Annotated in this window: 18 protein-coding genes and 2 pseudogenes; 7 read left to right on the top strand and 13 right to left on the bottom strand. The window is 59.8% G+C overall.

Annotation, left to right across the window (positions count from 1 at the left end; genetic code table 11):
- Window positions 1-41: 41 nt before the first annotated feature.
- From araD to ACQY1K_RS19510, 5 genes and pseudogenes are all read left to right on the top strand, one after another.
- A complete protein-coding gene (araD, locus tag ACQY1K_RS19530; RefSeq protein WP_430260365.1) occupies window positions 42-1,778 on the top strand; it encodes an L-arabinonate dehydratase in 1,737 nt (578 codons plus the stop codon).
- 20 nt (window positions 1,779-1,798) lie between these two features.
- Window positions 1,799-2,509 carry a ribonuclease activity regulator RraA gene (locus ACQY1K_RS19525; RefSeq protein WP_062577750.1) on the top strand — a complete coding sequence of 237 codons (711 nt, stop codon included), beginning with the start codon at window positions 1,799-1,801 and terminating at the stop codon, window positions 2,507-2,509.
- 549 nt (window positions 2,510-3,058) lie between these two features.
- On the top strand, window positions 3,059-3,394 hold the full coding sequence (locus ACQY1K_RS19520) for a hypothetical protein (protein WP_430260363.1): 336 nt from the start codon (window positions 3,059-3,061) through the stop codon (window positions 3,392-3,394).
- Window positions 3,340-3,633, top strand: a pseudogene (locus ACQY1K_RS19515) (histidine phosphatase family protein); the annotation flags it as partial. The gene ACQY1K_RS19520 and the pseudogene ACQY1K_RS19515, both read left to right, overlap by 55 nt.
- Window positions 3,634-4,107: 474 nt before the next feature.
- Window positions 4,108-6,276, top strand: a complete 2,169-nt coding sequence (locus ACQY1K_RS19510) for a methyl-accepting chemotaxis protein (RefSeq protein ID WP_246454166.1) — start codon at window positions 4,108-4,110, stop codon at window positions 6,274-6,276.
- 255 nt (window positions 6,277-6,531) lie between these two features.
- Here ACQY1K_RS19510 and ACQY1K_RS19505 read toward each other — a convergent pair whose 3' ends face one another.
- Genes ACQY1K_RS19505 through ACQY1K_RS19470 form a run of 8 tightly spaced genes read right to left on the bottom strand, consistent with a single transcriptional unit; the run spans window position 6,532 to window position 14,988 of the window.
- On the bottom strand, window positions 6,532-7,209 hold the full coding sequence (locus ACQY1K_RS19505; RefSeq protein WP_092665070.1) for an RraA family protein: 678 nt from the start codon (window positions 7,207-7,209) through the stop codon (window positions 6,532-6,534).
- A gap of 7 nt (window positions 7,210-7,216) precedes the next feature.
- Complete coding sequence (locus tag ACQY1K_RS19500; RefSeq protein WP_430241594.1) at window positions 7,217-8,233, bottom strand: hydroxyacid dehydrogenase; 1,017 nt, start codon at window positions 8,231-8,233, stop codon at window positions 7,217-7,219.
- Window positions 8,233-9,078: an HpcH/HpaI aldolase/citrate lyase family protein gene (locus tag ACQY1K_RS19495; RefSeq protein ID WP_192078861.1), complete on the bottom strand. Its 846-nt coding sequence runs from the start codon at window positions 9,076-9,078 to the stop codon at window positions 8,233-8,235. Before ACQY1K_RS19495 ends, ACQY1K_RS19500 begins: the two co-directional genes overlap by 1 nt.
- Window positions 9,075-10,280: a CaiB/BaiF CoA transferase family protein gene (locus tag ACQY1K_RS19490; RefSeq protein WP_430260361.1), complete on the bottom strand. Its 1,206-nt coding sequence runs from the start codon at window positions 10,278-10,280 to the stop codon at window positions 9,075-9,077. The genes ACQY1K_RS19495 and ACQY1K_RS19490 overlap by 4 nt, the downstream gene beginning before the upstream one ends.
- Window positions 10,281-10,287: 7 nt before the next feature.
- Complete coding sequence (locus ACQY1K_RS19485; protein WP_062576983.1) at window positions 10,288-11,364, bottom strand: ABC transporter ATP-binding protein; 1,077 nt, start codon at window positions 11,362-11,364, stop codon at window positions 10,288-10,290.
- On the bottom strand, window positions 11,357-13,075 hold the full coding sequence (locus ACQY1K_RS19480) for an ABC transporter permease (protein WP_062576981.1): 1,719 nt from the start codon (window positions 13,073-13,075) through the stop codon (window positions 11,357-11,359). The genes ACQY1K_RS19485 and ACQY1K_RS19480 overlap by 8 nt, the downstream gene beginning before the upstream one ends.
- Window positions 13,076-13,134: 59 nt before the next feature.
- Window positions 13,135-14,232 carry an ABC transporter substrate-binding protein gene (locus ACQY1K_RS19475; protein WP_430260358.1) on the bottom strand — a complete coding sequence of 366 codons (1,098 nt, stop codon included), beginning with the start codon at window positions 14,230-14,232 and terminating at the stop codon, window positions 13,135-13,137.
- A gap of 3 nt (window positions 14,233-14,235) precedes the next feature.
- Complete coding sequence (locus tag ACQY1K_RS19470) at window positions 14,236-14,988, bottom strand: IclR family transcriptional regulator (protein WP_430260356.1); 753 nt, start codon at window positions 14,986-14,988, stop codon at window positions 14,236-14,238.
- Between the two features lie 277 nt (window positions 14,989-15,265).
- Here ACQY1K_RS19470 and ACQY1K_RS19465 point away from each other — a divergent pair, with 277 nt between their 5' ends.
- Window positions 15,266-16,213 (top strand): YiiG family protein, encoded by a 948-nt coding sequence (locus ACQY1K_RS19465; RefSeq protein ID WP_430260354.1) that lies wholly within the window; start codon window positions 15,266-15,268, stop codon window positions 16,211-16,213.
- 69 nt (window positions 16,214-16,282) lie between these two features.
- Window positions 16,283-16,838: pseudogene (locus tag ACQY1K_RS19460) on the top strand (DUF1349 domain-containing protein); the annotation flags it as partial.
- A gap of 341 nt (window positions 16,839-17,179) precedes the next feature.
- On the opposite strand, the gene ACQY1K_RS19455 reads toward ACQY1K_RS19460, so the two are convergent.
- From ACQY1K_RS19455 to ACQY1K_RS19435, 5 genes are all read right to left on the bottom strand, one after another.
- The gene (locus ACQY1K_RS19455; protein ID WP_092665391.1) at window positions 17,180-18,130 is read right to left on the bottom strand and encodes a DUF808 domain-containing protein; all 951 of its coding nucleotides are present in this window, start codon (window positions 18,128-18,130) and stop codon (window positions 17,180-17,182) included.
- A 152-nt stretch (window positions 18,131-18,282) separates the two neighbouring features.
- Window positions 18,283-19,986 carry an ABC transporter permease gene (locus ACQY1K_RS19450; protein ID WP_430260352.1) on the bottom strand — a complete coding sequence of 568 codons (1,704 nt, stop codon included), beginning with the start codon at window positions 19,984-19,986 and terminating at the stop codon, window positions 18,283-18,285.
- Between the two features lie 4 nt (window positions 19,987-19,990).
- Window positions 19,991-20,968 carry an ABC transporter substrate-binding protein gene (locus ACQY1K_RS19445; RefSeq protein WP_430260350.1) on the bottom strand — a complete coding sequence of 326 codons (978 nt, stop codon included), beginning with the start codon at window positions 20,966-20,968 and terminating at the stop codon, window positions 19,991-19,993.
- Between the two features lie 90 nt (window positions 20,969-21,058).
- Window positions 21,059-22,183, bottom strand: a complete 1,125-nt coding sequence (locus ACQY1K_RS19440; protein WP_430260348.1) for an ABC transporter ATP-binding protein — start codon at window positions 22,181-22,183, stop codon at window positions 21,059-21,061.
- Window positions 22,184-22,406: 223 nt separating this feature from the next.
- On the bottom strand, window positions 22,407-22,787 hold the full coding sequence (locus ACQY1K_RS19435; RefSeq protein ID WP_174197535.1) for a hypothetical protein: 381 nt from the start codon (window positions 22,785-22,787) through the stop codon (window positions 22,407-22,409).
- Window positions 22,788-22,906: the final 119 nt, after the last annotated feature.

The raw sequence follows: 22,906 nt of genomic DNA, 5'->3' as shown, positions 1-22,906 counted from the left end.
CGTGATCTTGGAAGAGTGCCCTCGCGGCACGGGAGTTTGGAATGGCAGGCAGGAAGACTTACGAAGAACTACGCTCGGCGCGCTGGATGATGCCCGATGATCAGCGTTCGTTCGGACATCGGTCGCGAACGATGCAGATGGGCTATGCCCCGGAGGACTGGGAAGGCCGGCCGATCATCGCGATCATCAACACCTGGTCGGATGCGCAGCCCTGCCACATGCATTTTCGCGAGCGTGTGGAATGGGTGAAGCGCGGCGTGCTGCAGGCGGGCGGTTTCCCGATGGAGCTGCCGGCGCTGTCGCTGTCTGAAAATTTCGTGAAGCCAACCACGATGCTTTATCGCAACATGCTGGCCATGGAGACGGAAGAGCTTCTCCGCTCGCACCCCATCGATGGCGCCGTGCTGATGGGCGGGTGTGATAAAACCACGCCGGGCCTGGTGATGGGCGCGGTATCGATGGGCGTTCCCTTTATCTACCTGCCGGCCGGACCCATGCTGCGGGGCAACTATGCCGGCAAGGCGCTGGGGTCGGGCACGGACGGGTTCAAATACTGGGACGAGCGTCGGGCCGGCACCATCTCCAAGGAGGAATGGCAAGGGATCGAGGGCGGTATCGCCCGAAGCTATGGCCACTGCATGACGATGGGCACGGCCTCCACGATGACGGCGATTGCCGAAGGCATGGGGCTGACACTGCCGAACGCCTCTTCCATTCCGGCTGCAGATGCCAACCACCAGCGCATGTCGGCCACCTGCGGTCGGCGGATCGTCGAAATGGTGTGGGAGGATCTGACGCCGGACAAGGTGATCACGCCTGCTGCCGTCAACAACGCCGTGACGATCGCGATGGCGACGGGGTGTTCGACCAATGCGATCATTCACCTGATCGCCATGGCACGCCGGGCTGGTATTCCGCTGGAACTCGACGACCTCGACAGGATCGGCCGCACCACGCCCGTCATTGCCAATATCCGCCCATCCGGCAGCACCTATCTGATGGAAGATTTCTTTTATGCTGGCGGCCTCAGGGCTCTGATGAAGCAACTGGGCGACAAGCTCGATCCGACGGCGATCACCGTCACCGGCCTGCCGCTGACCGAAGGGCTGGATCAGGTGAAGATCTACAACGAGGACGTCATTCGGCCGCTCGACAATCCGGTCTATCATGAAGGGTCTCTCGCCGTGCTGAAGGGCAACCTTTGCCCGGATGGAGCGGTGATCAAGCCCGCCGCCTGCGATCCGAAATTTCACAAGCACCGCGGCCCGGCACTGGTGGCAAACAGCTATGCCGAATTGAAGACGATCATCGACGACCCGGATTATCCGCTGACGCCGGAAACCGTGCTGGTCCTGCGCAATGCCGGGCCTCAAGGCGGGCCGGGCATGCCGGAATGGGGCATGATCCCGATGCCGAAGGCGCTTCTGAAGCTCGGCCTGCGCGATATGGTGCGGATTTCCGATGCCCGCATGTCGGGCACGAGTTTCGGCGCCTGCGTGTTGCATGCCTCGCCAGAAGCCTTCGTCGGCGGTCCGCTGGCGCTGCTGAAGACTGGTGACATGGTGGAACTCGATATTCCGGCACGCAGCCTCAACATGCTGGTCGCGGGCGAAGAGCTCGACGCGCGTCGCGCCGCCTGGGTGGCGCCGGAGCCGCGCTATGAACGGGGCTACGGCTTCATGTTCACCAAACATATCGAGCAGGCCGACAAGGGCTGCGACTTCGACTTCCTGAAGACGGACTTCGGCGCCAAGGTGACCGAGCCGGCGATCAACTGAGCAAGCATCAAGGAGAAACTATGAACCCCGCAACCCGTGACAAACTGATGGGCGTCTCCGTCGCAACGCTCTGCTCGGCGCTCTACAAGCGTGGCCTCAGGAACCAGACGATTCAGGACGTGCGGCCGGTCAAGCCGAAGGGGCGCAACATGGTGGGGCCCGCTTTTACGCTGCGCTACATGCCGGCGCGCGAGGACCGCAATCCCATGACGGTGTTCCGCAACCCGCAGCATCCGCAGCGCCACGCGATCGAGACCTGCCCGCAGGGCCATGTGCTTGTGATGGACAGCCGAAAGGATGCGCGCGCAGCGTCGGCCGGCGATATTCTCATTACCCGGCTGATGGTGCGCGGAGGGGCAGGCGTCGTGACCGATGGCGGCTTTCGTGACGCAATGGTGATCGGCGAGCTGGACATTCCCGCCTATCATCACCGACCCTCCAGCCCGACGAACCTCACCCTGCACGAGGCGATCGACATCAACGTGCCGATCGGCTGCGGCGACGTCGCCGTCTTCCCGGGCGATATCGTCGTCGGCGACGATGACAGCGTCATCATCATCCCACTGGAAATCGCCGACGACATCGCTGACGAGGCAGTCGAGATGACGGCCTACGAGGATTTTGTCGCCGAACGGGTCAAGGCCGGCCACACGATCATCGGCCTGTATCCCGCCACGGACGAGAACAATTTGTCGATCTTCGCCGAATGGAGAAAGGCGAATGGTCGGTGAGGGGATGGAGGTCGGGGTCCAGGGTGACGGTAGGCCAAGACCTCTGGAGAAGGCGCTTGCGGAGCTATCCAGGATTTCCAGGATATTTCGTTGTGAGGATACGTGATCCGTGGGTGTGTGAGTTTCAAATTGCAACCAACAAGAAGCGCTCATCCGGTGTTAGAAAGCAGCGAAGGGCTAGCCTTGTCCGGTCAGCAGGAAGTTCTACAGGAAAAGTTGTAGACCAGATGCGAGTAGGTTCGGACCCCACCAAGGGTGGGTATGGCCGGCCACACGCCAAAACAGGGTAACGTCTTTAGGAAAGCCTGCAGCGCAACTGCGTTCAGAGGAATTACATGAACCGTTACCCCGTAACTGCTCCGACGTCGCAACATCAGTCGTCTGCATGGCATAACTCTTGAAAATCCATCTTCATTACGTCTCATGCTCGTCTGCGCGAATTTCCTTCGTGCTTATTCGCGAAATCATATCGTTTGACGATCTTTCAGGAAATTAGTTCCTTGGCATTCTCAACAAGACGAGGATGCTTTGACCAAAATCGGATTCAGAATGCTGGAGCGCACAGGCGCTCCCGTACCCCGCAACGTCATCGACGCCTTTCTTAGTATCGGCGTGGCTCAGGCGAGTGATTGCATGGGTCGTCTCTACGGCTCCCGAGAACTCACTGCCATCCACGGTACAAATCAGCGCATGGCGGGCACAGCGCTGACGGTAAAAACACGCCCTGGTGACAATCTCCTTATTCACCAGGCAATCGCCTCCGCGCAGCCGGGCGATATCATCGTCGTGGACGGTGGCGGCTGCACAGCCAATGCTCTAGTCGGAGAACTGATGCTGAAGCAGGCGATCATGCACGAGGCCGACACGGCCACGACAACGTGGTGATCGTCGGCCATGGTGTCACCAACCGAGCCTTCGAGATGAATTTTCTGCAGCATCCTGTCGACTGGTTCGAACGTTCGGACAATCCCGGGAATGCTGACATCACTCTGATCGAGGGAACGCGCGAAATGGGATACACCTCGACGCTGTGGCACCAGGCGACCGACCGTCAGCCTGGTCAGAACGATCTGCGACAGGCGTATGGCGCAGAGCTAACGATCAGGCCAGAGCCGGAGGCCTGAAATGCCTTTTCCAAACTGGACCTCGTTTTCGCCGGCGATAAATATCAAGCTGGGTATGGGTATCCCGATAACACCCACCGAATGACACTGCAGATCGATAACCGGGCTCGCTTGTCGGGTACCGCGAGCGGTGGCTGGTTCCGTTCAACGTCCCGCAAATCAGCGATGGTGACATACTGATGCCGGTGGCGGAGGATACCAGCTGACAATCGACTAATCGCTATTTTGGGCATTTGCCTTTGATATCAATTGTCATCGATGAGATTCTAGGCACGGTAACCAAGCCTCAATACGTTTTCTCTATCAGGTTCGGTATCGTCCTACATTTGAGCCTTGGCAGTTTTCCTGCAGCTCATTCAGCAAGATATCGAGGCCTACGTGAGGTTTTTTGGAAATTTGAAAATAAGGACGCGTGTCGTTCTTGTAGCGTCGATCCCGACCATTGCGTTGATCGCTGCTGTTGTACAGGACAATATGAAGCGCCTTGAGCAGGCTTCGGAAGCGCAATCTGTCGCCGAAATTTCTTCGATGGCGCCCGTTATCGGCTCAGCCATCCATGAAATCCAGAAGGAGCGCGGTGCTTCCGCTGGTTTCGTCGGTGCCAAGGGCCTCGGTGAGTTCGGGTCGCTCCTGGAGAAGCAGCGTCTCGCAGCGGATGCAGCACTCGCCAGTTTCAAGGCCTTGAACCTGACGACGAGCGAAGCTCCGGGTGGCCCTGAATTGCAGCAGCTTGCGCTCTCGGCCCAAGCCAAGCTCGACCAGCTCAAGACAATGCGTGACGAGGTTACGGCGTTAAAGGCAGGCGTGCCTGATATTGCGTCCTATTTCGAGGATACGATCGGTAGCCTCATCAAACTGATCGGATCCATGAGTTCGCTCACCAGCGACAGCACGATCTCAAACCGGATTGTTGCCTACTCGGCTCTTCTGCAGGGTAAGGAACGCGCTGGTCAGGAACGCATGATCGGCACTGCAGCATTCGCGGCCGGTAGTTTCTCGCCGGAAGGATATCAGCAGTTCGTGAAGTTTGGCGTCATGCAGAACGTCTACTTTGCGGATTTCAACAGCTATGCAGGCGCACCGCAGCGTGCCGCGCTTCAGACGGCCCTTGCGAGTGATGCCGGTCAGCTTGTCGAGAAGCAGCGCAGCGTCGCGCTGAAGGCTCCGTTCGGCGGACAGATGGGTGGAATTTCCGGTGAAGACTGGTATAAGGCTTCGACCAACCGCATCAACGCGCTGAAGACAGTGGAAGACCAGACCGGTCTGGAGCTAAAGGATTATGCGTCCGCTTCGGCTGCGGTTCAGCACAGGAATTTCCTGATTTCGGTCTTCACCTCGCTGGGCGTTCTGGCGGTCGTTGCTGTTCTCGCGACCATCGTCACCCGCTCCATCACCCGTCCCGTCACGCGGATCGTGCAGACGATGCGTGAGCTCGCGGCCGGCAACGCACAGGCTGAAATCGATGCCATTGCAGATCGAAGCGAAATCGGCGACATGGTCAAGTCTGTTGCCGTCTTCAAGCAGAACGCGCAGGACACCTTGCGCATGGAAGCGGAAGCGCAGGCTAACCGTTCGATGTCCGAACGTCAGCGCCTCGAGCAGCACGAGCGTCAGGCGGAAGAAGCAGCCGAAGTGCAGTTCGCAGTCGATACGCTCGCCGTTGGCCTCGGTGCCATGGCGAATGGCAAGCTGAACCATCGGATCGACCAGGCGTTTGCAGAACGCCTCGACAAGATCCGCGTCGACTTTAACGGTGCGATCGAGCGTCTCGAAGATGCGATCGTGGACGTCAGCGGCAACGCGCAGGCGATCTCGGCCGGTTCGAACCAGATCCGCTCCGCGGCTGACGACCTTGCAAGGCGCACCGAACAGCAGGCAGCATCTGTCGAGGAGACCGCAGCAGCCCTTGAGCAGATCACCACCACGGTTGCCGACACGACGCGTCGCGCAGAAGAAGCAGGTCGCCTGGTCAGTGAAACGCGCAAGAACGCCGAGCACTCGGGCCTCGTGGTGACGAACGCAATCAACGCAATGAATGCGATCGAAGCGTCATCCAACGAGATCTCCACCATCATCGGCGTCATCGACGAAATCGCGTTCCAGACCAATCTTCTGGCACTGAATGCGGGCGTGGAAGCGGCCCGGGCAGGTGACGCCGGCAAGGGCTTTGCAGTCGTCGCGCAGGAAGTTCGCGAACTTGCGCAACGGTCCGCAAGCGCCGCCAAGGACATCAAGAGCCTGATCGCCAAATCCGGTGAACATGTCAGAAGCGGCGTTTCCCTTGTCGGCGAAACGGGCGAGGCGCTTGGGCAGATCGTCGATCAGGTCAAGGCAATCAGCGTGAACGTCCTCTCGATCGTGGAAGCTTCGCGCGAACAGTCTACGGGTATCAAGGAAATCAACCATGCCGTCTCGTTGATGGATCAGGGGACGCAGCAGAATGCCGCTATGGTGGAAGAATCCACCGCAGCGAGCCATTCTCTCGCGAGAGAAGCCGAAACGCTCTTCCAGCTCGTTGGTATGTTCGAGACAGGATCAGTGGCAGGTGGCATTCACCACTCGCATCAATCCGGCGACTCTCCAGCTCCTTCGAACCGGTTGATGACCCGAGTGACCTCGTCCTTCTCCAGACGCGTGGCATAAGCTTCACGGCATCCCCCCGGCTAACGGCCGAAAGCACACGCAGAGAGTGAACCGTAAAAGCCGCCGAAGAAATCCTTTCGGCGGCTTTTGTATGAGGCTGATCCGTGCTGGTTGGTGAAAAGAAGCTTCCAGCTGTCACGACATCTTTCGCTTGATCTGCAGCCGCCAAGACACCCCCAGCCGCGTGCTCGTGTCATCGTGGCCGCGATGGACGAAGTGACAGTGAGAGACGCTTGTCTCCATGGCTCCGTCACATCACTCGATATACTCGCAGCCGGCTTCCTTCAGTACCTTGTCAACCCAGTCGCGGTTGACTGTACCAGCTTCGGTCTCGGCCATCTGCTTGGTTTCGGCGTCGTGCTTCTTGATCGTGGCCGTCAAAATATCATGCGCATCGACCTTCGGCACGCTGACGACGCCGTCGAGATCGCCAAGGATTAGGTCGCCCGGTTCTATGACGGTGCCGTTGATCGCAATCGGAAGACCGATTTCTCCAGGGCCGGTGCGATAGGGGCCTCGATGGGTCACGCCGACGGCGAAAGTTGGAATGTTCCGTTCCAAAAAGGCTTCGGCGTCGCGGATGGCGCCGTTCAGCACGAAGCCGGCCACGCCGCGCCGGATGGCATGGGCAAGCATCAGCTCGCCCATCAACGAATTGGCCAAATCCGCGGCAGCATCAACGACGATTACGTCGCCTGGCTGAGCCATGTCGATTGCCTTGTGCAGCATCAGGTTGTCACCCGGCCGGGTCCGGACGGTCAGCGCCGGACCTGCAAGGTTGCCCGACTTATGCATCGGCCGCAATCCTGTGCCGAGCGCACAGATGCGCGACATAGAATCGCTCACATTGGCAACGGGAAGGCTTCGGAAGGACTGGACAAGCGCCGGCTCGACGCGGTCCCAGTTTAGTTTGATGCGAAATCCGTACGTCATGAATACCTCAAGCAGAAAGTTCGGTTGGGCGTGCAATCGAGCGTTCGTCCGGCGCATTGCCGTCGAGAACGCTGATAATGTGATGCGCGGCGATGATCGCCATCGCATCGGCGGAGCCATATGTGACACCGCCGATGTGTGGCGTTGCGATCAGCGTGTTGAAGGTCCAGAGCGGGTTGTCGGCCGCCGGCGGCTCGGTGGCGAAACTGTCGAGAGCGGCGCCTGCGACAGTCCCAGCGGCAAGAGCCTCTGCAAGTGCCGCTTCGTTGACAATGCCGCCGCGTGCCGTGTTCACCAGAACCGCGGAATTCTTCATCATTGCGAGCCTCCTCGCGTCGATCAGATCGCGTGTTGCCGCGGTCAGCGGGCAGTGAATGCTGAGAATGTCCAGCGCCGGCAGCATGGCGTCGATATCGTCTGAAGTTGCGAAACCATCGGCTTCTGCTGCGTCCGGCGCGAAAGGGTCATAGACCACGACTTCCATGCCAAGAGATTCGGCCATGCGTGCCGTCTCGCGACCGATCCCGCCGTAACCGACAAGACCTATCGTGGCGCCTAGGAAATCCTTGCCGATAAATGTCGGCTTCGGCCATTCACCGCTTTTCACGGCGCGATCGAGCGGCAGTATTTCCTTGATCAGACTGAGCACCAGCGCGATCGTGTGCTCGGCGACGGCACGCGAATTCGAGCCCATCGCCCGAAGCACGGGGATGCCAAGCTTGGCGGCGGCGGTGATATCGACATTGTCGACACCGACGCCATGCTTGGCGATGACCTTGAGATTGGGAGAAGCGGAAATCACCGCTTCGTCGATGCGGCCTTGGCGCACCATCAGTCCGTCAATCTTGAGATCGGCGGCGCGCTTGGCCACCACATCGGACGGATCGTAGGGTGGCGAGAAGAACACGTCGATATCATGCGCATTCAACAGTCTGATCGCCTTTTCAGCGATCTGGTTGTGGCTCACAAGGATGCGTCGGCCACGCATGCCGTGCTCGACCCCTTGGATGATGTCATGGATCATCAGCTAGCGCGTCCTTTCTGCGATTTGCGAATTAGATTTTCGGCGCGCGTGACGATCGGTGCGTCGATAAACTTGCCGTCCAGCATGAAGGCGCCTCGTCCAGCGGCCGCCTCTCTCTCGTTAGCCGCAACGACTTTCAGCGCCCAGGCGACCTCCTGCGGACTTGGCGCGAAACCTTCGTTGAGGATAGGAACGACGGAAGGGTGAATGCAGCTTGCCCCGTCAAAACCGAAGTCACGCGCCTCCAGTACGGCGGCGCGAAGGGCCTCCTTGTCTGCGAAATCCGCGATGGTTCTGAGAAGCCCGAGAGACAGCACGCCGGCCTCCTTGGCCGCGTAATGGATCATGAGCTTGGGATAACGCAGCACCTCCGGCGTCGGCTTCGCATCCATGGCGGTCGCAAGATCCTCGCCGCCGCAGGCAAGGGCCATGACGCGCGGCCCCTTGGCAATGGACCGAACCTCGAACAGGCCCTGCATGTCCTCTATTAGCGGCACGAAGGCTATCGGCGAGCGATCCTTTTCGTGGTTTTCGAGGCTCTTCGCCAAACGGTCGAGAACATCGGGGCTGCAGACCTTCGGGACGTAAAGTCCGTCGGCACCGGCTTGCGTCGCGGCGATCGCGTCCTCGATCAGCCGCTCAGAGTGGTTGACGCGCACGAACACCCGGCCGCCGGCCTTCTTGATCGCCGGTACCCATCTCGCCAATCCATCTCGGGCTTCGGTCTTGGCTGCCTCGGGTACGGCATCTTCAAGATCGACGATAACGGCATCGGCCCCGCGCTGACCGGCCTTTTCCAGAAAACGGGGCGCGTTGCCCGGTACGTAGAGGAGTGACGAGATCATGCCTTGTCCTCCAGGTCAGCCAAGGTCATGCCGATCTCGGCAAGGATTTCTTCGGTCTGTTCTCCGATGCCCGGTGCCGGATGACGAAAGCCCCCTGGAGTCGTCGAGAAGCGCGGAAAGATGTTGTGTTGCGGAATGCTGCCGAGATCGGCATCTTCCACATCCACGACGATTTGCCGCTCGGCAAAATGCGGGTCTGTGCTGATATCGGCAATGTCATAGACCGGACCAACGGTTGCGCCAGCGGCACGCATGGCTTTCAACGCATCGTCGCGGGTGCGGGTGACGAACCACGCGCCGAGTGCTTCATCCACCAGCTCGCGATGGCGGACACGTTCGACATTGGTCGAAAACCGCGGATCGTCCTTCATCTCCGGGCGGCCGACAATGTCGAAAATCCGCATCGCGATGACCTGGGTCGATCCCGAAAGCGCCACATATTTGCCGTCGCTGCACAGATAGACGTTGCGGGGTGAGACCGTATTGGAGCCTGAGCCGGAGCGCTGCTTGACCTTGCCAGTGACGTTATAGATCGATGCTTCCGGCCCGAGCGAGGCGAAGATCGGCTCCAGCAGGGAAAGATCGATCACCTGACCTTCGGCGTCACCGCGTTCGCGGGCAAACAGCGCCATCATTACGGCATTGGCACCCGTCAGTCCTGAGATCATGTCCGCCAGCGCCAAAGGTGGCAGTACCGGTTCGCGATCCGGAAAACCGGTGCGCGAGGCAAAGCCGCTCATCGCCTCGACCAACGTGCCGAAGCCGGGCAGCTTGGCATAGGGGCCGGTCTGGCCAAAGCCCGAGATCCGCACGATGATAAGCCCCGGGTTGATTTCCAGGAGGCGTTGCGGCGAAAGCCCCATTTCCTCCAGCGTGCCTGGCCGAAAGTTCTCGATGAAAACATCCGCCGTTTCCAGCAGCTTCTTCAAGGTTTTCAGCGCCTGCGGCTGACGCAGGTTGAGCGCGATCGAGCGCTTGTTGCGGCCATAGGTTTTCCAGTGAAGCGAATGGCCATGGTCGCGCCATTCGCGCAGCGCATCACCCTGTGGCGGCTCCACCTTGACGACGTCGGCGCCGAAATCGCCGAGCTGCACCGACAGCATGTTTCCGGCAACCACGCGGCTGAGGTCAATGACCCGGATACCGTGCAGCGGGCCCTTTTGTTCCGGCTGAAACCGGACGGTTGTTTTCGTCTCTGCCATGAAAACCTCAATTCGCGCCGGGCTTGTCGGGGAAGACGGCGCAATGTTCCTGAGGAATGCGCACGAGGATCGAATCCTGCTTCAGCTCTGAAGGCGTCTGAACCCGGAACTCGATCGGGCCCGACCGGACTGCATATTGCCAGACCGAGCCGAGATAGGTCCGCTGATCGATCGACACCCGCATCGTGTTCGGGCCAGTCTCGTTCGTGAGCTCGATCTTTTCAGGGCGGATGGCAACGACGACGGAACCGTCCTTGCCTGCGGCACCGGGGGGCGTGACGAGCTCGCTGCCATCGGCCAAGCGGATGCGGGCTTTGTCGGCACCGTTCTCGACCATCGTTCCGTCGAAAAAGTTAGACGAGCCAATAAAGTCCGCGACAAAGCTGTCGGCTGGTCGCTCGTAGATTTCGCGCGGCGTGCCGAGCTGGCGCATCCGTCCCATGCTCATCACCGCAATCCGGTCGGAAACGGCCAGTGCCTCTGCCTGGTCGTGGGTGACGTAGATGGTGGTGACCTTCAATCGTTCCTGCAGCTCTCGGAGCCAGACGCGGGCACGCTCGCGCAGTTTGGCATCGAGGTTGGAAAGCGGCTCGTCGAGGAGCAGAAGCGGCGGGCGGTAGACGAGGGCTCGAGCAAGTGCGACGCGCTGCTGCTGGCCACCGGAAAGTTCGAACGGAAAGCGGTCCGCATAGGGAAGCATTTCCACGAGGCCGAGCGATTCCCGGATGCGCTCGTCACGCTCGGCTCTTCCAATCTTTCGGAGCGTCAGAGGAAAAGCGAGGTTCTCGGCCACGGTCTTGTGTGGCCACAGTGCGTAGGACTGGAATACCAGACCAATATTGCGCTTCTCCGGCGGCACCGTGTTTTTGGCGTTGCCATCGAACAGGATTCGGTCGCCGATGCGGATCGTTCCTGACGTAGCATGGTTGAGACCGGCGACCGCGAACAGCGAGGTCGACTTGCCGCAGCCGGACGGCCCGAGCAACGTCAGAAACTCTCCGGATTGAACATGGATGTTGAGGTTGTCGACAGCCGTGACGGCGCCGTACTTGATGGTCAGGTTCTGAAGGACGAGATCAGCCATAGATTTTGGCTCCCATGACGCGGCGAGCGATGATCACGAACGCGGCGGTAATGACGACTTGTATGGTTGCGAGGGCGGAGACCGGGCCGTTGTCACCTTGAGCGACAAGCTGCAGCATGGTGGTGCCGATGATTTCGGACCCCGGTTGATAGAGGAAGGCCGCCGTCACGTATTCCTTGAAGAAGTGGATGAACAGCAACGCATAGCAGCTGAACAGCGCGGGCTTGAGGATCGGCACAATGATGCGTGTCACGGTCGTCCACCAGTCGGCGCCGGAAATGCGCGCGCCGCGGTCGAGTTCCTCACCGACCTGAGCAAGCGCCGGCGCGATGGCACCAAAGCCGACCGGAATATAGCGGATCATGAAAGCAAGGATCAGCACCGCGATCGTGCCGCGGATGACGTCTGCTCCGGGCAGCCAGATAACTGCGTAGAAGAACCCGAGGCCAGCGATGATGCCGGGAAGCGCGCGCGGGAAGAGCGCGATATATTCTAGCGCCCGGCTATGCTTGAAATCCGACCGGCGGGCGACCAACGCGATGACCAGAATGAAGAATGTGCCGATCGCAGCACCGATCGTCGCGACCAGAACGGAATTGACGATCGAGCGCACGTAGGTGGCCGAGCCAAGAACCTGCTCGAAATTGGCGGTCGTCATCACCTTCCAGACTGGTATGAGCGGTGTGAGGAAGCTCACCGCCGAGCGCAGAAAAATGCCTCCGAAGATTGAAATGATCGTCAGGAATGCGAATGCGAAGACGAACAGGAACGCCGGCCAGCGCCAGGCACCGAGATCGAGCGTCGAGGGACGGCTTGCCTTGCCGCGCACGGTGACGAAGCGGCCAGCGCCTTTCATCAGAAAGCCCTGTAACCAGACAAGCAAGGCAACGACGACCAGTAGGATGACGGCAGCCGCGCCCACAATTCCGTATTCTGGCCGTACCGCAGCGTTGATGCCGGCGTTATAGAGAAAGGTCGTGACCGTCTGAATTCCAGACGGACCGCCGAACAGCAGCGGGATGGCCAACATCTCGATGCCAACGACGAAGTTCAGCACGGCCGAATAGATGATCGCGGGACGGATCATTGGGATGGTGACCGAAAACAGGGCTCGGAAGGGACCAGCTCCGGTCGAGCGCGCCGCATCTTCGAGCAGCGGGTCGGCCTTTGTGACGGCGGCAAGACACATGAGATAGGTGAGCGGCGCCTGGCTGAGACCTGCGACGATACCCATGCCAGTGACACTGTAGAGATTCCAAGGCGCACCGCCGAGATAGGTTTTCGCCGCCAGCGTCATGAAGCCTGACGGTCCGTACATGGTGAACCAGCCGAAGGCGATGACGAGGTTCGAGACGAACAGCGGCCAGATAAAGATCTCGCCCAGCCACTTGCGACCCGGCAGGTTGGTACGACCGACGAGCACCGCCATGACAGCACCGAAGACCTGCGCGACGACCATCGTCAACGCACCGAAATAAAGGGTGTTGAAGAAGACGCCGGCTATGCCCGGTTCGCTAAACAGGCGGCTGAAATTGCCGACCGTCATGACAGCCGTATCGTCGTAGAGCGGCTTGTCGAGGAAGGCCTGGAAGACAATCGGGGTGATCGGACCGAATACGAGGATCGTCGTCAGCGCCGCAACGCCCCAGTAGATCGCACGCGATCGGTCTATCCCCCGTCCGGCCGTGCCGGGGTGGCTGATATCCGTCATCGATATTTCCTGTCAGGGTTGATGGAAGGGCCGACGACCAGTCGGCCCTTTGGCTCGGCTTACTTGCCGGCGATCGCAGCGTTCCACTTTGCGACGAAGGGACCGGCTTCCGTAATCAAGCGCTGGTCGAAACCGGCCGTGATCACATTATCCTTGCCGACGATTTCGCTTATCTTCTGAAACGTGTAGCGAACCTGGTCCTCTGGAACGTCCTCGCGATAAGGCACAAGACCGCCCTTGCCGACCTGAGTCTGGCCATCCTGGCTCAGCGCATAATCGACGAAGAGTTTTGCTGAGTTCGGATTAGCCGCGCCCTTCGGAATACCCATGCCGCGCAGCATCATGATCGTGCCGTCGTCTGGAAAGGCAAAGCCGAGGATTTCGCCACCCGGCTGTTCGAGGCGCGGGAAGATGGTGATGCCGGAAACGGCAATGCCCATGAGATATTCGCCGGTGGTGATCTTCTCGTTCATCGGACCGCCCGAGGTTTCGCCGCGGATCATCGGACCGATCTTGCGAAGTCCGGCCCAGCCGGCTTCACCTTTCTTGTCCATATAGGCCCACCATGCGGTAAGGCCGAAGCTGTTGCGGGCCGCATCGTAGGTGGTAATCTTTTCCTTGAACGTATCCGGATCGGCAACGGCGTCTTCAACCAGTGAGGCGAAACCTTTCGGGCGCTGATCTTCCGGCAGAAGAGCGGCATTGTACGTGATGACCAGCGGATCGGTGGAAAGCACATTCACGCCGGGATAGGGGTGGGCGAATTCCGGGAGCTTGGCGATCTCGGGGCTCTTGTAATCCTCCATCAGGCCGTCTTTGCCGTAGGATGCCCAGCGGTCGTTGGCGCCAGAGACCAGCACGTCGGCGGTGCGGGCGCTCGAGCCTTTTTCGGCTTCCCAGCGCGAATGGACAGTGCCTGACCCCAGATCGACAGTCTCGATCTTCACCCAAGGATACTTTGCGTTAAAGCCCTTGATGAGCGGCTGCCAGTTGTTGTCGGCCATGTTGGAATAGATCATCAGGCCCTTTTCGGAGCGCGAGCCTTCGATGATCTTCGAGTAATCAGCGGGATAACCGGCTGGGGCATCCTGAGCCTGCGCGAAACCGGCAATGCCGGCCAAAAGCCCGGCCACGGCCGAAAATGTTACAAATTTCATTCCTTACCTCCCTTTGGATAAACGACGACTGCGGCGCGCCAACTCCTCGGTAATCGCGACTGCAGTTTCCCTGACCACGTGACTGATGCGGTCGGAATTTTGAATGAAGCGCCCTTGCGGGCCGGATATATTGAAAGCAGCGATGGCTTTGCCATTTGCAGCAATGATCGGCGCGGCAGCACCGGCAGCACCTTCAACGACACCCATCTCATTGACGTAAAAACCTGATGCGCGCGCACTGGCGATGGCTTCTTGAAGTTTCGACCGCTCATCCTCGGACAGAGACGACGCTTCCGCATAGGCTTCCACATCCGCATCGCTGCCCGATGCCAAGAGAACGACGCCGCTCGCAACCTTGTGTGCTGGACGCGTCGGCACGATGTCGCGATCGTAAAGGATCTCTCGCTTGGGTAGCACTTTGTTGAGATAGCGGATCGATGGACCTTCCAGCACGGCGATGAACCCGCTCTCCCCCGTCTCTTGGACGGCATTCAAGAGATAAGGTGACACAAGCGCAATCAGCGCCCCGTAGTTTGGACCGTCTGCAGAGATCTCACCCGGGAGCCTGATGAGTTGGTACTCACCGCTGCCCAGTCGGTGGATGTAGCCGCGCTCGGCCAGCGATTGCAGCATGAGAAGCGCGCTCGACTTGGGCATGGCAAGTGCAGCCGCGATCTCTGAAAGGCTCGCGCCCTCCGGTGAAGCCGCAAACCACTCGATCATATCCAAAACACGCTCGACACCACGACCGCTCACGATAACCTCTATCTTCAAAAGTTCAGCATAATGAACAGATACAGAATAGTGAAAATTGACGAGGTAGTCAACACGCGACCATTTTGTTGCGTCTCTCCGTCTCGTGCTGCGGCATGCTGAGAGGCTTGAGTATCAGAGCCGGATACAGCAGCGGCGTGAAGGTTGGCGGCTCATTGACCAAAGCCGCAGTCCTGCGAATGGACGCGATCCAAGCCTGGCCTTGATCTGGCGATCCAGCGCGACAAATAGCTGTCTGATCGATGGGGAAATGCATCCGATGAAGACGCTCGCAAAGGCGGTTACCGCCTCGGTTCTGGTCCTGATCCTTCAGGGTTCGGTCCCATATCTTTTGGGGACATGCCACGTACAGGCCCAGTCGCCACCCGATGCCACCGTATCTGACGCGGCGATGGGCAAGATGAACACGTACGTCGAGTTTCTCAACCAAACCCTGCGCGCGTCCGAGTCGCTACAGCGTTACGACAGTTGGGTCGACATGAAGAAGGGCCCGACCGGCAAGGAGCGCATCATCTATGGCATGTACTCTCTATACGACGTGAGAGAGTTGGCGGGCAAAGCCTTGGCTTCCGCTCAGGAAGAGCCAAAGCTGCCGGAGCTTGACGCTGCCATGACAGCCTATGTCGAGACCTACCAGCAACTGGCTCCCGTCATCGAGCGGGCGAACAAGTATTACGAGCGCCAGGACTATAAGTCGGACAAGATGGCAGACGGTAAGGCGTTCCATAAGGACATTGCTGCCCTATCGCCCGTCTATGAAGAACGCCGGAAGACAGTGGACGCCGCAATGAGGACCGAAAAGGTCAAGCTCGACCGCGCATCGCTACTCGCGCTCGAAAAGGCCAAGGGCAAGAAATCGCGCTGGCATGTGCGAAACGTCATGTTCCGGGCAGAGGCCGTGATGGACGTGATGCCGACAAACGAAAAGCCCGTGGTCGCCATGCCTGCATTCAGATCAGTGCTTGCCGACTACGCTCAGGCTGTCCGGGAGTTCGACGACTACGCTCTCCAGCATCCCAACTCATTCCACGTGTTTGAGTCCAGCCCGGCGTCGCTCCTGTCCAAGCTTCGCAATTTCGACGAAAAACTCGAAATGGCCAAAGGCGACGCCCGCAAAGGCGCGGGCGACGATCTCGAATGGCTTGTCTCTGACTACAACACGATGGTCTCCACCTCAGAGTCCGCTACGGTGTTTGCCAAGGACTGATATGCGTATGGCGATGATGGCGAAGGAGTGGCTGCATAGATGAGAACCCATCTCGAGAACGGAACCTAGGTCAACGAGCCTGCGAACTGGGAGGTCTCGGCCGATCGTCTTACCATGACGACCGACCAGAAGACCGACTTCTGGCAGAAGACGCATTACGGGTTCGAGCGGGATAGTGGACATTTTCTTGGAGTTTCGGTCAGCGAAGGATTCACAGCGCGGGTCCGGGTCCAGGGAGTTCCGATCCCTGTATGACCAGGCGGGTTTGATGTTGCGGATTGACGAGACACGCTGGATCAAGACCGGTGTCGAGTTTACGGACGGCGAGCGCTTTCTGTCAACGGTTGTCACCAACGGAAGCTCGGACTGGTCCGTCTCGCAGCCGTTTCAAGGATTGGAAGACTTCATCATACGGATCACGCTCAAAAACGGAGCGGCAAGGATACAGGCCTCGTCGGACGGCAAGGTATGGCCGCTTCTCCGCCTGGCGCCGTTCCCTTCCGCGGATCGCTATCTCATTGGACCGACCGCCTGTACGCCGGAGCGCGGCGGGCTGAACGTGCGCTTTTCAGACTTTGATGTGGGTGAGGCCATAAGGAGCGATCTCCACGATCTGTCGGTATGAGGCCAGCTTGGAGTGGTGAAAGACTGATGAGCGCTGCGTGGTTCAACCGCCACGGCTCTCTGCCCTCAGAACCAGTTCTTCAACTCAACGCCAGAAAGGCGGCAATCAGCGCCCTTAAGAATACAATAGGGATGCGAGAGAGGCTGTCCGTAAGCCGACGTTCGAAACCTTACAGACCAGAAAACCCGGGCTTTTTCGTACCTCGAAACGGCCAGCGGCATCGCGACGGCTCCTGCTATCACGCTGGACACCGATAGAGCTGATCCTCAATGTCCTGCACTCAGTCCGGTGAGTCCGCGGGCGAGCCACCCGTTCGATCTTTCCGAAGGGGTTACCGGACGTTACGCCGAGCGACGCGAGGGGAGCACCGCATGCACGGCCGTTACGCCAATGACGACGATGGCGCCAAGGATGATGCCCAGCAAAGCCTGAAGCGAGGATGTCGTAAGCCACCCGACCACAGCCGGAGCAACCCCGATGGTAGTCGTCATGAAATGGGATGCCCCTTCTATGACATGCTCGGGTGTTGACAGCCCGAGCCCATCCAGCCCGTGGACGACGATACTGCCGCCGACCCAGAGCATGGCCGCAGTGCCCACGGCCGCCAGGATCTGTAGAAACACCGGCACACCCTTGACCAGGCTGCGGCCGATCACCCGTGCCGTGCCAGATCCCGCCTTTGCCATGTGCAATCCGATGTCATCGGCCTTTACGATGAAAGCCACGACGCCATAGACGGCAACCGTTATCAGCACTCCTACGGCAGCGAGCACCATAGCCTGGGTATAGATGCTGGAATCCGCAACATCGGCAAGCGTCAGGGCCATGATCTCTGCGGATAGGATGAAGTCCGTGCGGATAGCCCCGGCGACCTTCTGTTCTTCGAGCGCGACCGGGTCAACCGGTGTCGACGAGTCACCCACATCGTGCGCGTGGGGGGCCAGCAGACCGTATATTTTCTCAGCGCCTTCGAAGCACAGGTACAGGCCGCCGATCATCAACAGCGGGGTGATCAGCCAGTTGGCGAAGTAGCCGAGCAGGAGGCAGATGGGCAGGAGGAAGACCAGCTTGTTGCGCAGCGAGCCCAGAGCGATGCGCAAAATTATCGGCAGCTCCCGGGCCGGTGATAGCCCAACGACATAGGTCGGGGTTACAGCCGTGTCGTCGATAACAACGCCTGCAGCCTTGACGCTTGCTTTTGCAGTCTGGGCCGCAACATCGTCCAGCGACGTAGCAGCCAGCTTCGCTATTGCAGCGATATCGTCGAGTAGTGCTATCAGGCCTGTCGCCAACGAAATGCTCCGTTAATTTCCGATTGGACACTCACAACAGATCAATAGCACGTCAAGTTCCGTCATCTCTTTCCCTAGCTTTTTGAAGGTAGGGCACGCCTTTACCCCGCATTTTCGAAGCTAGGAACTAAGCTTAAACCCCCGTACTTCAATCACTCCAACCAGGGCAGGGTGCCCTTCGGCATGCTTGAGCCAATCAATGTCGCTCCCCCGGCAAGGCTCAACACGAGGAGGGTTGAGAGAACTGCGACTGCCGCTGCGCCAGTCGAGTTTCCTTCATACTGCAGGGCAAAAATCATCACACCTATGGTTTCCTTTCCCGACGACCAGAGCAGTGTCGAAAGCGTCAGCTCGTTGAGCGCCGTCATCACGACCAGAATCGCCCCGGCAGCCGCGGCCGGTAGCACGCCGGGCAAGAAGATGGAGAGGATGCGGCGATTAAGACCGGCGCCGGTAATGCGAGCCGCCTCGTCCAGTGCGGGGTCGGCTGATTGCGCGGCGGCGGCCACGGGCCGGAGCACCAGCGGCAGGAAGCGCGAGAGATAGGCGATGACGAGGATCGCCATGGTCCCGTAGAGCGACAGCCCGATCAGCGGCAGCGGCTTGAGGAACGCGAGGATCATGCCGAGCGCGACAACAGTGCCGGGAACGACCCAGGGCCCCTCGATGACGAAATCAAGCAGCCGGAGCACAGGATTTGTACGGCGTTGAGAAAGAAAGGCCAGCGGTACGGCCACCAGCATCGAAATTGCGGCCGTGATCACGGCGAGCAGCAGCGAATTGGCAAAAGCCCTTCGCACGGTCGGATTGTCGAGCACGGCGCGGAACTGGTCGAGGCTTATCGTGTCGGGTCCGAAGGCCACCCCGATGGCCGGCAAGAGCGCAGTCATGGTCAGCGCCGCGAGCGGCACGAGCGACAGGATGAGCACCACGATCCACAGCAGGAACTCGAATACAGGCGCGCGGCGGGTAGGCACGAAGGGTGTCCCGGCCGGAAGCGGCACGGCGATGCGGGTCGTGACGATGTTGCGCAGGACGATGGCAAGCGCCGCCATGGCAGCGAGCACCAGCGCGAGTGTCGCCACTTGGCCGGCGGCGGCCGGGCCGAAGCCGTTCAACCGTTGGTAGATCAAAGTTGTCAGGACCGAGATGCGGCCCGGAATGCCAAGAAGTGCCGGCACGCCGAAATTGCCGATCGCCGCGGTGAACGCGATCAAGCTTCCAGCCAGCACCGAAGGCATGACGATGGGTAAGACGATTCCGAGGCCGATCCTGCCTGGCGAAATACCGAGGATGCGCGCGGCCTCGACAAGGTCGGCCGGCAGTGCCCGCAGCGCCGCCCGGACAGCAATGAAAACCAGCGGCATGTGTTCGATGCCCATCACAAGCGCGATCCCGCCGGTTGAATAAAGCGGGTTGGTGGAGCCCGGCGGTGGCGCAAGGCCGAGCGGTTTCAGGATCGGCGACTGCGCGCCAAAGAGTTCAATCCAGGCAAGCGCCATGGTTTGCGACGGCACGATCAGCGGGATCAGGATGAGAAAGGTCAGTGCGGCGCGGGTGCGGAGTTTCAAAAGGCTGACGGCAAAGGCGAGCGCCACGCCGATGACAGTCGACACGGCAACGGACAGAAGCGCGGTCTGCAGCGTTCCCGAGAGCGCCCTGAGTGCCGAGCGACTGGCGAGCGTGGTCAGCATCAGCCCGAGCGGCGTGCCGTCCTCGCCGGGTTGGAAGGCGGCGGAAAAGAGCCGCGCGAGCGGCCATAGCGTCGTGAAGGACACGTATAAAACGAGAAGGGAGACGAGCAGATGCTCGCCTCCCAAACGATGCGGCCGGCCCATAACGGGTCTGCGGATCATAGGGTCAACCGCCAAACAGTTCCGCGAACTTTTCCTTGGTTTCCTTGTCGGCCTTGAGCATGGCATCGCTATCGGCGGGCAGGATCTTCAGTGTGGTAAGCGCCGGGTACCCTTCCGGCTGCGCGACACCGGGCAGGATCGGGAAATAGCCCTGGGCGGCGGCCTGTACCTGGGCTGCCTTGGAGAGCTGCCAGGCGACGAAGGTCTTGGCTGCCTCGACCTGATCGGACCCCTTGAGCACGGCGACTGGCTGGGTGATCGAGCTTACACCTTCTGCGGGAAAGACGAAGTCGACGGGTGAACCCTTCTTCTTGGCGTTGAGGGCCATGTATTCGATGATGATGCCGTAGGCCTTTTCGCCGCGCGCAACGGCTTCGACAACCGTGCCATTGCCCTGGCCGGCAACGGCGCCGGCCTCGGCCAGCTTTTCGTAATACGCCCAGCCGAATTCAGGCTGCTGCGTTACCGTGCCGACATGGATGACGGCCGCACCGGAATAGAGCGGGCTTGGCATGATAAGGCTCTTGGCCGCATCGGCGGCAAGCAGGTCGTTCCAGCTCTTCGGGGCGGTCTTCACGAGGTTCGTGTTGTAGATGATCCCTGTGGTGATCACCTTGGTGCCGAAAAAGGTCTTGTCGGCATCGATGAAGGCCGGGTTTATGCCCGCAACCGGTGCGTCGGTAAAGGCCAGAAGGCGGTCGTCGTTCTTCAGCTGCGTCATAGCGACGGTATCAGCAATCAGGATGACGTCGGCCGGGCTGTTGCCGGCGGCATATTCAGCCTGCAGCTTGGCCATGACCTCGGTCGTGCCGGAACGGAAGAGTTCAACCTTGATCTCTGGATGGTCGGCGTTGAACGTCTCGATGACCTTGGTCATCTGATCCTGCGGCTGCGAGGTGTAAACGGTGATCGTGTCTGCGGCCGCGGCCTGGAAGGCGAGGCCGGCAAGAATGGTTGTGGCGACGAGCGTGCGGAAGAACATGAGAACCTCGTTGATAGGGCAGATTGTTTTGAACGCGGCCCCGCCCGGGCGATGGGGAGACGGCCACCGGTTCGGCAGATGCTGTTTCGCCTAGCTCACAGAGATGACGGCAGAACGACAGGTTGACGATCGACCAGTGACACGGCCGGCCCAGGTTTGGCCTGTTCCGCCGTCGCCGATTACCCAGCCGCCCGTAAGGACGAGTTCGATCGATGTGCCGGGCGCTAACCGCTCCTCGAGCGGCAGGCTGACGACGTCACCGTCAATCTCAGTCGGCAGACAGTGGCTGAGAAAGACGCCGTTCTGAAAGACCTGCCCCAGAAGCTCGACCTGCAAGTGGCCGCCCTCAGGCACGCGCTTGAAATCGGAGGCATGACAGCACAGCCAGCCATAGCCTGTCGGGGCCTCGCCCGGCATGTCGAGGAGCTGCTGGCCGAGCATGACCTTCGTTCGACCCGCTCCGGACTCAACCACTTGCACCGGCAGCGTCCGTCCCCGACCGATAAAACGGGCAACCATGCTCGAAGACGGCTGGCGGTAAAGCTCTTCCGGCGTACCGAGCTGCTGTAGCCGGCCCCGGTCCAGGACGGCGACATGCGTCGCAACCGCCATCGCCTCGTCCTGATCATGGGTGACGAATACGAATGTGGCGCCGGTCAGACTATGGATACGGCGGAATTCCGCGAGCATGGCCTCACGCAAATGGGCATCGAGATTGGCAAGCGGTTCATCGAGCAGGATGAGTTGCGGTCTGGTTGCGAGCGAGCGAGCAAGCGCTACCCTTTGCCGCTGTCCACCCGAAAGTTCGTGCGGCCGGCGGCCATCCAGCCCCCGAAGCCCGACGACGTCCAGAACCTCATCGATGCGTTGGTTTCGCTCCTGAACCGTGAGCCCGGCGACTTTCAAGCCGAACTCGATATTTTTTCGTACGGTCATCGTCGGCCAGAGCGCATACGACTGAAAGACCATGCCAACGCGACGCTTTTCCGGTGGGACAAAGACGGCATCACCGGCGACTAACTGATCGTCGAAACGGATCTCTCCTTGATCGGGATGCTCAAGCCCGGCGATCAGGCGCAGAAGAGTGGTCTTGCCGCAGCCTGAAGGTCCAAGCAAGGCGAGAAACGCTCCGTCGGGAATCGCGAGCGAGACGCTATCCAGCGCTGTGAACTGGTCGAAGTGCTTCGATATCGCGTTGAGGCATAGATGCGGCACGTAATCGCCCTCCGATCGTCAAGATCAGATTCCACGAATATGTGACGTGTGGATGACAGTCAGGTTCGAGGCATAGCCAGTTCCGACTGGGTAGGACAGTAGAACGAGGTCGATATTCTCGCTATCGAATTCGTACTGGAGGCCATCAGGCCCTTGGAAATTGCTGTGACGGACGTGCCCGATGGACGCTGAGTGCGTCGGATTGAGCGGTGCCTATCTGCACTCAATGGATGCCTTTAGACGGTTCGGGTAATGTCGCGTCCTCTCGAATGGCCGGAATAATCGAAACCGTGCTTTCGAGCCGGTTTCTCAGTTCCTGTGAAACAAGTGGAGCCGGACTGTTTTCGTCATCTGTCTCCTGAGTTTCTTCATCGACCCCCAGCGAGGACAGGCGATAGTCGATAGCAAGCGCGTAGATCGCTTCCAGCAGACCCCTCTCCTTGATGTCCGGGTCGGACAACGCAAACAGGGAGGCTTTGACAATGCGTTTGCTCGATGTCTTCGGGCATTCGTCTACGACATGAGCATAGAGTTCTTTGCCGGTTAGACCGTCGGCTGCGCCACTGACGAGCGCCTCGTAGACCTTGTTCAGTTTCTTGCCCATGAGGACGATTCCTTTTTCGGATGAAAGTTCGGTTCCGATGACGACGGTGTGCGAATGTCGTTCAGGGCAAATTGATCCTGACGACTGCCCGGCCTGGTGTCAAACTGGATCGGACAGAC

This window comes from Neorhizobium sp. IRS_2294 (genome assembly GCF_050500145.1).
GTDB lineage: Bacteria > Pseudomonadota > Alphaproteobacteria > Rhizobiales > Rhizobiaceae > Neorhizobium > Neorhizobium soli.
Note: the sequence above shows the minus strand (reverse complement) of the source record. Positions and strands in the feature narration are given on the sequence as shown.